This is a genomic window from Clostridia bacterium (assembly GCA_012840125.1).
Lineage (GTDB): Bacteria > Bacillota > DULZ01 > DULZ01 > DULZ01 > DULZ01.
This window is the reverse complement of the sequence record DULZ01000024.1, coordinates 41887-48552: the sequence shown is the minus strand read 5'-3', so window position 1 is coordinate 48552 and position 6666 is coordinate 41887. Positions and strand designations below refer to the sequence as shown.

7 protein-coding genes and 3 tRNA genes are annotated in these 6666 nt (G+C 51.1%); all 10 read right to left on the bottom strand.

Annotated elements, in window-relative coordinates:
* Window positions 1–26: 26 nt before the first annotated feature.
* Window positions 27–102 (bottom strand) — tRNA-Phe (locus tag GXX34_02750).
* A gap of 11 nt (window positions 103–113) precedes the next feature.
* Window positions 114–190 (bottom strand) — tRNA-Asp (locus GXX34_02745).
* A 6-nt stretch (window positions 191–196) separates the two neighbouring features.
* Window positions 197–272 (bottom strand) — tRNA-Val (locus GXX34_02740).
* Between the two features lie 100 nt (window positions 273–372).
* Window positions 373–1257, bottom strand: coding sequence for an agmatinase (gene speB, locus GXX34_02735; GenBank protein HHW06443.1), 885 nt, complete (start codon window positions 1255–1257; stop codon window positions 373–375).
* A 12-nt stretch (window positions 1258–1269) separates the two neighbouring features.
* Window positions 1270–2103: a polyamine aminopropyltransferase gene (speE, locus tag GXX34_02730; protein ID HHW06442.1), complete on the bottom strand. Its 834-nt coding sequence runs from the start codon at window positions 2101–2103 to the stop codon at window positions 1270–1272.
* A 137-nt stretch (window positions 2104–2240) separates the two neighbouring features.
* Window positions 2241–3371 carry an SAM-dependent methyltransferase gene (locus tag GXX34_02725; protein HHW06441.1) on the bottom strand — a complete coding sequence of 377 codons (1131 nt, stop codon included), beginning with the start codon at window positions 3369–3371 and terminating at the stop codon, window positions 2241–2243.
* A gap of 42 nt (window positions 3372–3413) precedes the next feature.
* The gene (locus GXX34_02720) at window positions 3414–4103 is read right to left on the bottom strand and encodes a hypothetical protein (GenBank protein ID HHW06440.1); all 690 of its coding nucleotides are present in this window, start codon (window positions 4101–4103) and stop codon (window positions 3414–3416) included.
* Between the two features lie 117 nt (window positions 4104–4220).
* Window positions 4221–5000: a helix-turn-helix transcriptional regulator gene (locus GXX34_02715; protein ID HHW06439.1), complete on the bottom strand. Its 780-nt coding sequence runs from the start codon at window positions 4998–5000 to the stop codon at window positions 4221–4223.
* Window positions 5001–5157: 157 nt separating this feature from the next.
* Window positions 5158–5394, bottom strand: coding sequence for a zinc ribbon domain-containing protein (locus GXX34_02710; GenBank protein HHW06438.1), 237 nt, complete (start codon window positions 5392–5394; stop codon window positions 5158–5160).
* A gap of 78 nt (window positions 5395–5472) precedes the next feature.
* Window positions 5473–6567: a redox-regulated ATPase YchF gene (gene ychF / locus GXX34_02705; GenBank protein ID HHW06437.1), complete on the bottom strand. Its 1095-nt coding sequence runs from the start codon at window positions 6565–6567 to the stop codon at window positions 5473–5475.
* Window positions 6568–6666: the final 99 nt, after the last annotated feature.

Below are 6666 nucleotides of genomic sequence, written 5' to 3'. Positions count from 1 at the left end.
TCTACCACTGAGCTACTTCCGCGTGATGGTGCCTCAGGGCGGAATTGAACCGCCGACACGAGGATTTTCAGTCCTCTGCTCTACCGACTGAGCTACCGAGGCAGGAAAGAAGATGGCGGAGCTGACGGGATTCGAACCCGCGATCTTCGGCGTGACAGGCCGACATGTTAAACCCCTACACTACAGCTCCGTACCGTGGTGGGCGATGACAGACTTGAACTGCCGACATCCTGCTTGTAAGGCAGGCGCTCTCCCAACTGAGCTAATCGCCCATCATGCAAAGTTTATTATACACAAATTGCTATCCAATGTCAAAGACATTTTTGCCCGCCCCGCCGCCGGGACAGCAACGTCATTCTATCACAAGGGCCATCACTTGTCAAAAGTTTTTTCTTTCCTGAGTTGGAGCCCGATCAATGCTTCCCGCACCAGTTTGGCCGCCAGTAAAGCCGTCCGCTGGGATACATCCTTGTCCGGCAGCACCTCTACGATGTCCAGGGCAACTACCGGCAGTTTCATCACCAGCAATAAAGCCTCCAGTATTTCCTGTGAAGAGCATCCTCCCGGTTCGGGCGTACCGGTACCCGGGGCAAAAGCGGGATCAACCACATCGATATCAACGGTCACATAGACCGGTCTCCCATCCCAGTCTGCAACAACGCCCCGGAGGGGTTCCAGCACCCGGTGGGCAAAAAAGTTGGTATTGTTCTTGCCGAAACTGTATTCCTCAGCCGTGCCGGAACGAATGCCGAATTGGTACACGTTTTCCGGCCCCACCAGGCCGGCCACTTGATACATGACCGTGGCGTGCGACAACTCCTCCCCAAGGTAGTCCTGCCTAAGGTCGGCGTGAGCGTCAAAATGAAACACAGCCAGGTCCGGGAAAAAAGCCTTCGCCCCTTGCACCAGCGGCAAAGTAACCAGGTGTTCACCGCCTAAAGCGATGGGGATCTTGCGATCCCCATGACAGGCTTGGGCCACTGCCTCAATGCGTGCTAAACTGGCCTTCACGTTGCCAAAGGGCAAGTCCACATCGCCGGCATCGAAGAACCGCACTTCCTCCAGGGAACGGTGCTGGTAAAAGCTGTACTCCTCCAGCCCCTCTGACACATTCCTGATGGCCTGCGGGCCGAAACGGGAACCGGGCTGAAAACTGACGGTGAAATCCATGGGTACACCGAACAAGACAAAGTCCGCCGTTGCGTAATCAGGCTGGCTTCCCATAAAACCCAGGCTGCGGCGCACAAAAGGATGCATGCCGGCCTCCCCCTAAGCCTCAATGATTTCCTTTACAAAAGGAGGCAGCACAAAAGCAGCTTTATGAATTTCAGGAGAGTAATACTTCGTATCCAGCTCCGGCATGCCTACAGGGTCCACCTGTTCCGGATCGTATTTCTTGCTTCCCAGGGTGAACGACCAGCAGCCGCCGGGATAAGTAGGAATATGAGCCAAAAAGAGCTTGCCAATGGGGAAGATATCCCTGACGTCTTTCATGACCCGCTTGATCAAATCGGCGTTAAAGAACGGGGACTCGGTCTGGGCCACCAGTATACCTTCATCGGTCAGGGCTTCATACACAGAAGCATAGAATTCCTTAGCAAACAACCCCACCGCCGGCCCCACGGGATCCGTGGAATCCACTACGATTAAATCATAAGTGTTCTTGTGTTCTTTCACATGCTTAATCCCATCATCAAAGATTATTTCCACCCGGGGATCCTGCAATCCAATGGAAATTTCCGGCAAGTATTCTTTCGACACTTCCACCACCCTGCGGTCGATTTCTACCAGGGTAGCCTTTTCAATACTTTTATGTTTGAGGATTTCCCTGATACTTCCGCCGTCGCCGCCGCCGACGACCAGGGCCCGCTTGGGATTCTTGAGCGTATTCAAAGCCACATGAGTAATCATTTCGTGGTAAACAAACTCGTCCTTGACGGACGTCTGGATCACACCATCTAACAACAGCATGCGCCCGAAAGCCTCAGTATCAATTACCATTAAATCTTGAAACTCCGTCTTTTCACTGTGCAAAGTGGCTTTTGTGCGGCAGGAAATGGCCAAAGACGGCGTTTGCAATTCGCTGAACCACAAGCCTTCCATTTACGTCTCCTCCTTAGCTTTGGTAATATTACGCCACTGAATTCTTATTATAACAACCTGGGCCAATTCCAGCAAGACCAGCCTTGCAATACCTGGCAGCATCGCTTAATATGCCCATCACCCGCCAAATAACACGGTTACATGACAGAAAACCCTTTTAGACCCAGCAAGTCCGGGATTTCATCCAGTCCTTTTTGCTGGATTAGTACCCGAAAGCGCTCTCCCATGCGATCCGGCATTAAGAGCTCTTTCAGGGCTAAGGCCATTCTCTGCTTTTCCCACGGGCTCAAATCAGGGTCCTCCAGAGCTTTTCCTACGCCCAAGCCTGCCAGGAATTTCATTTGATTGGTAAAGCCCGTGGTCTTGAAACCATACTGCTCACCATATTTCATTAATGCGCTAAAATTAACATGGCTGGTGATGTCCTTAAGCCCTACGTCTTTCAAGGGTTCTGCATCGGCCCGGTGCTGCCGGTAGCACATCACCGTACCGGCCCTGCGCAAGGGATGAGCCAATTCCCGGACTTCATAGCCATAATCGACGGTCAGGACAAAACCACAGAACAGGTACCGGCCGATATGGGATAACCAATCCAGGGCCCGGAGGTTAATTTCCGCCTCTTGTCCTTCTTCCAGTTGAAAACCAAGAAAAGGAAAATACTCCGCCAATTGAGGGTGAGACAAGGGGCCCAGGATTTCCACGAGCTCTCCGTCCCGGTAATCCACATAGATTTCTTTCAGTTCACCGTCCACCAGTTTCACCCGGTGAACCGGGAAAGCATCAATCAACTCGTTGGAAAAAACAATACCTTTGACAGGCTTGCCTCCGTTGACGGCCGCCAGGTCATCAATCCATCTTACTTGCGACAAAAAAGGCTGCAGCAAGCTGCGCTGCTCTTCACGCATGTAATGGCTTCTTTCGCAAATATAGTATGTAACCCCGCCTTGCAGTTCCGGCCGTTCCTTGGCAAAACTCTCCAGGATATCCTTGGCCAAGAATCCCTCACCGGCCCCGTATTCTACCAGCGCCAGCCCCTCCCAACCCAAGAAGGAACCCATCTGGATTAACTGACGCGCCAGGGCCTGTCCAAACAGGTGGCTCACATGGACACTGGTGTAAAAGTCTCCCTGGCGGCCGATTTTCTTGCCCGGTTTAGTGTAATAGCCGTACTCGGGATGATAGAGGGCTAATTCCATAAAAGAAGCGAAGTTGACCGGACCCTCGTTTAAAACTTTCCGGATGATGATCTCTTCCAGCTGACCCATCATTGTTAACCGTCCTTACACAAGTATTGATTAGTCACTTTGTATTCATATCTCGTCAAAATATTGCTGGGCGGCTATGCGCCAACCTTCATCCAGGTGCTGCAGTTTGATAACTCCATGAAAATAAACCGGCTCCTCGCCGGGAGAAAAAGTCTCCTGGACTGTCACCTGTACCAACAACCAATCCTGTCCCCCATCGAGCCGCAAGCTCTCCGTCAACCGGTACACGCTGTGCCAATCGGTCTCCCCTTCAACAAAAAGCCAGGTGTCATCAAGTACTTCCTCTACCAGGGCCTGGGTGTAGTATTGGGACAAATGCCGGGCCAATTCCTCTTTAGAAGACAAGCTCAACCACAAAGTATCAGCCAGGGCCTCAGCGATGATTTTGCTGGCTTGCTCCGGAATCACCTGATCGTCACCACGGTTTGAAATAATGATGGCTTGAATCCCAGGTATCCATTTGACCTTCAGGCCAAGTTCCTCCCAAAAATCTCGCAGGGGCAGCCAAGACCGTTCATCAGACCTTGACAACCGTTGGCCGGGCTGCAGCTTTGCTGCCAAGTTAATCAATTCGGTTTGCAGGGCGTAAACCCTGCCGCCTTCTTGTCTTAAAGTTAAATTTACTTCTTCTCCCAGCAAATAAACCCGGTAATCCGGCCCTTGTGCCAGGGCAGGGCCCATACCAGGTAACCATAAGACCAAGGCCAGCAACAGTACCCTTGAAACAACTTGCACTCCCATCTACCTCCTCATGCACCGTTACATACTTATTCTTTTTCCATTTTCTGGTTCCTCCTCCCCATAAAAAAAACCAGTCATCATTTTCTGACAACTGGTCCCTCAGCATGACGTTTAATGGCTAAATACATGGCTGCCGTGCTTCTTGTAAAGCTTGATAAAATCAAAAATGAATTTCAGTTCCTCCGCCGTACAACTGCAGATCAAGCGCAACACCGATTGGACTTTGGGATCTTTCAGCAGCTCCCTCAGCTCCGGGGACATGGCCCTGAGCAAGTCTTCCACCCCGGCATCATCAATGAGAAAATAACAGGGCGAAACACCTACCGCTTCGGCAATTTTCTCCACTGTCTGCAGGGAGGGCTGAACTTTGCCTTGTTCAATTTGCCCTACCAATCCAGCCGAGATGCCGGCTTGTTTAGCCAGCTCTCCCTGGGTCAGACCCTGCTCTTCCCGGATCATTCTTAACTTGCTCCCTAAAATACCACCCCTGCCGACCAGGTCTTGCAGGCTAACCTCCAATGTGCGAGCAATCTTCTTCAATGTGTCAATCGCAGGGTACACATTCCCTCGTTCAATCTCACTCAGATAAGAGACGGATATATCAGCTTTCCCGGCGAATTCAGACAAGGTCCACCCTTTCTTCTCTCGCAGCAGCCGCAGTTTTTCACCCAGCATGATTCCTTTCGAGTCAGTGGTTATTTCTACCAGCTGGCTCTTCGGCACGTTGAGAGCTGCGGCAATTTTGTCAATGGTTTTCAAAGAAGGCTTTTTTGCCCCTCTCTCGATTTCGCTGAGATATGAGACTGATATACCGGCCTTGGCAGCAAATTCAGCCAGGGAACAATCCCTTTCTTCCCTTAGCTGGCGTATTCTCTCACCTTTGATTAGCATTACCGGTCGCTCCTAATCCAAGAAATTTTCGGAAATACTATATTCCACTAAAAGAATCTTATACTCTTTGCGTAACACTGTCAAGACCGACACACCGGCCCACGTAGCCAAAGCCAGGCAAAAATTAAGGGAGGCACCCCCTCCCTTGCTCTTAACCTCACGTAAACCGGGAACCAGGAGGACTGGAGCAACCGCTGCCCCCAACCCCGAGGATGTTGATACCGGTAAACAGTTGGGTCAACTCCCGGGCCCCACATTCCGGGCAGGTGACGTTCTTTCGCTCCCTCATCGGTACATTGACCGCGAACCGGTAACCACAAGCATTGCATTTGAAATCGTAAAACGGCATCCGCTGCCCTCCTTCCTGGCGCACAATTCTGTTATTATCATACATCGAGGGTGTTCCGCTGTCAATAGTTTCAGCGAAATATGCTCAGCGTCTCACTGGTCGCCAGGAAACAGGTTTTCCCAGCTACACATTGAACCGGAAATTAATAATGTCCCCGTCCTGCACAATATAGTCTTTTCCTTCGAGCCGGGCCAACCCTTTTTCTTTCACTTTCGCCATGGAGCCAAGCTCGAACAAATCTGTGAAACTGACCGTTTCCGCCCGGATGAAGCCCCTTTCAATATCGCTGTGGATTTTGCCGGCCGCTTGTTTGGCGTTCAGCCCCTTTGTAATGGTCCAGGCCTTGACTTCATCTTCCCCGACGGTCAGGAAAGATATTAAACCTAAATGCTCATAAACAGTTTTGGCAATGCGCTTCACCCCCGGCTCGGCAATGCCCAGCTCGCCCATGAACTCAGCCCGGTCTTCCGGGTCCAGCTCGTCTATTTCCACTTCCGCCTTCAAGCATACCTCCAGCAAAGGTAACCCCTTTTCCCGGGCATATGCACGGACGGCTTCCCGCTGGGGATAATCCTGATTAGTTAACTGCTCCTCATCAACATTAACGACAATAATCATGGGTTTAGCGGTGAGAAACCGCATGTGCCTGAGGGACTCTCTCTCCTCTTCCGTCAACTGGATCTGGGACAAGGGAATTTCATTTTCGAACGCCTGCTGGAGTTTTTCCAGGGCGCTGAGCTCCATGGCGTTTTCCTTCCCTTTTTTCTTACCCTGGTTAATCCGGCTGATCCGCTTTTCTATTAACTGTAAATCAGCAAACAATAATTCCAGATTGATGGTCTCCAGATCCCGTATAATGTCTATGGACCCTTCCACGTGCATAACCTGACCATTATTAAAAGCTCTTACCACATGAATCAGGGCATCTGCTTCCTGCACCGCGGACAAAAACTCATTTCCGGAACCCATGCCCTGGCTGGCACCCCGCACCAGCCCCGGCACGTCCGTTACTTCCAAAGTGGCATAAGTGACCTTCTTGGGCTTGTACAGCTGCGCTAAAAAATCCACCCGCTCATCGGGTATTTGAGCCAGTTGGGTGTGAGTGTTGGTCTTCCCGGTCATGTATTCGCTGGTAGCCAAGCCTGCCTTGGTGAGCAGGTTGAATAACGTGGTTTTTCCTACCATGGGCAATCCAACTATACCGCAAGATAATGCCATTTTTTGTTCACCTCTTGTTCATGTTCCCTCCCTATTTTACTGAATCAGCCCATGACTGTAAAGAAATAGAATAGACCCCTCCGCCCGGAGGGGTCTACG

Bases quoted from the DNA above. Each gene is read 5' to 3' on its own strand.
- GXX34_02710 (HHW06438.1), bottom strand. From the start codon at position 5,394: ATGTATGATAATAACAGAATTGTGCGCCAGGAAGGAGGGCAGCGGATG.
- speE (HHW06442.1), bottom strand. From the start codon at position 2,103: ATGGAAGGCTTGTGGTTCAGCGAATTGCAAACGCCGTCTTTGGCCATT.
- speB (HHW06443.1), bottom strand. From the start codon at position 1,257: ATGCATCCTTTTGTGCGCCGCAGCCTGGGTTTTATGGGAAGCCAGCCT.
- GXX34_02715 (HHW06439.1), bottom strand. From the start codon at position 5,000: ATGCTAATCAAAGGTGAGAGAATACGCCAGCTAAGGGAAGAAAGGGAT.
- ychF (HHW06437.1), bottom strand. From the start codon at position 6,567: ATGGCATTATCTTGCGGTATAGTTGGATTGCCCATGGTAGGAAAAACC.
- GXX34_02725 (HHW06441.1), bottom strand. From the start codon at position 3,371: ATGATGGGTCAGCTGGAAGAGATCATCATCCGGAAAGTTTTAAACGAG.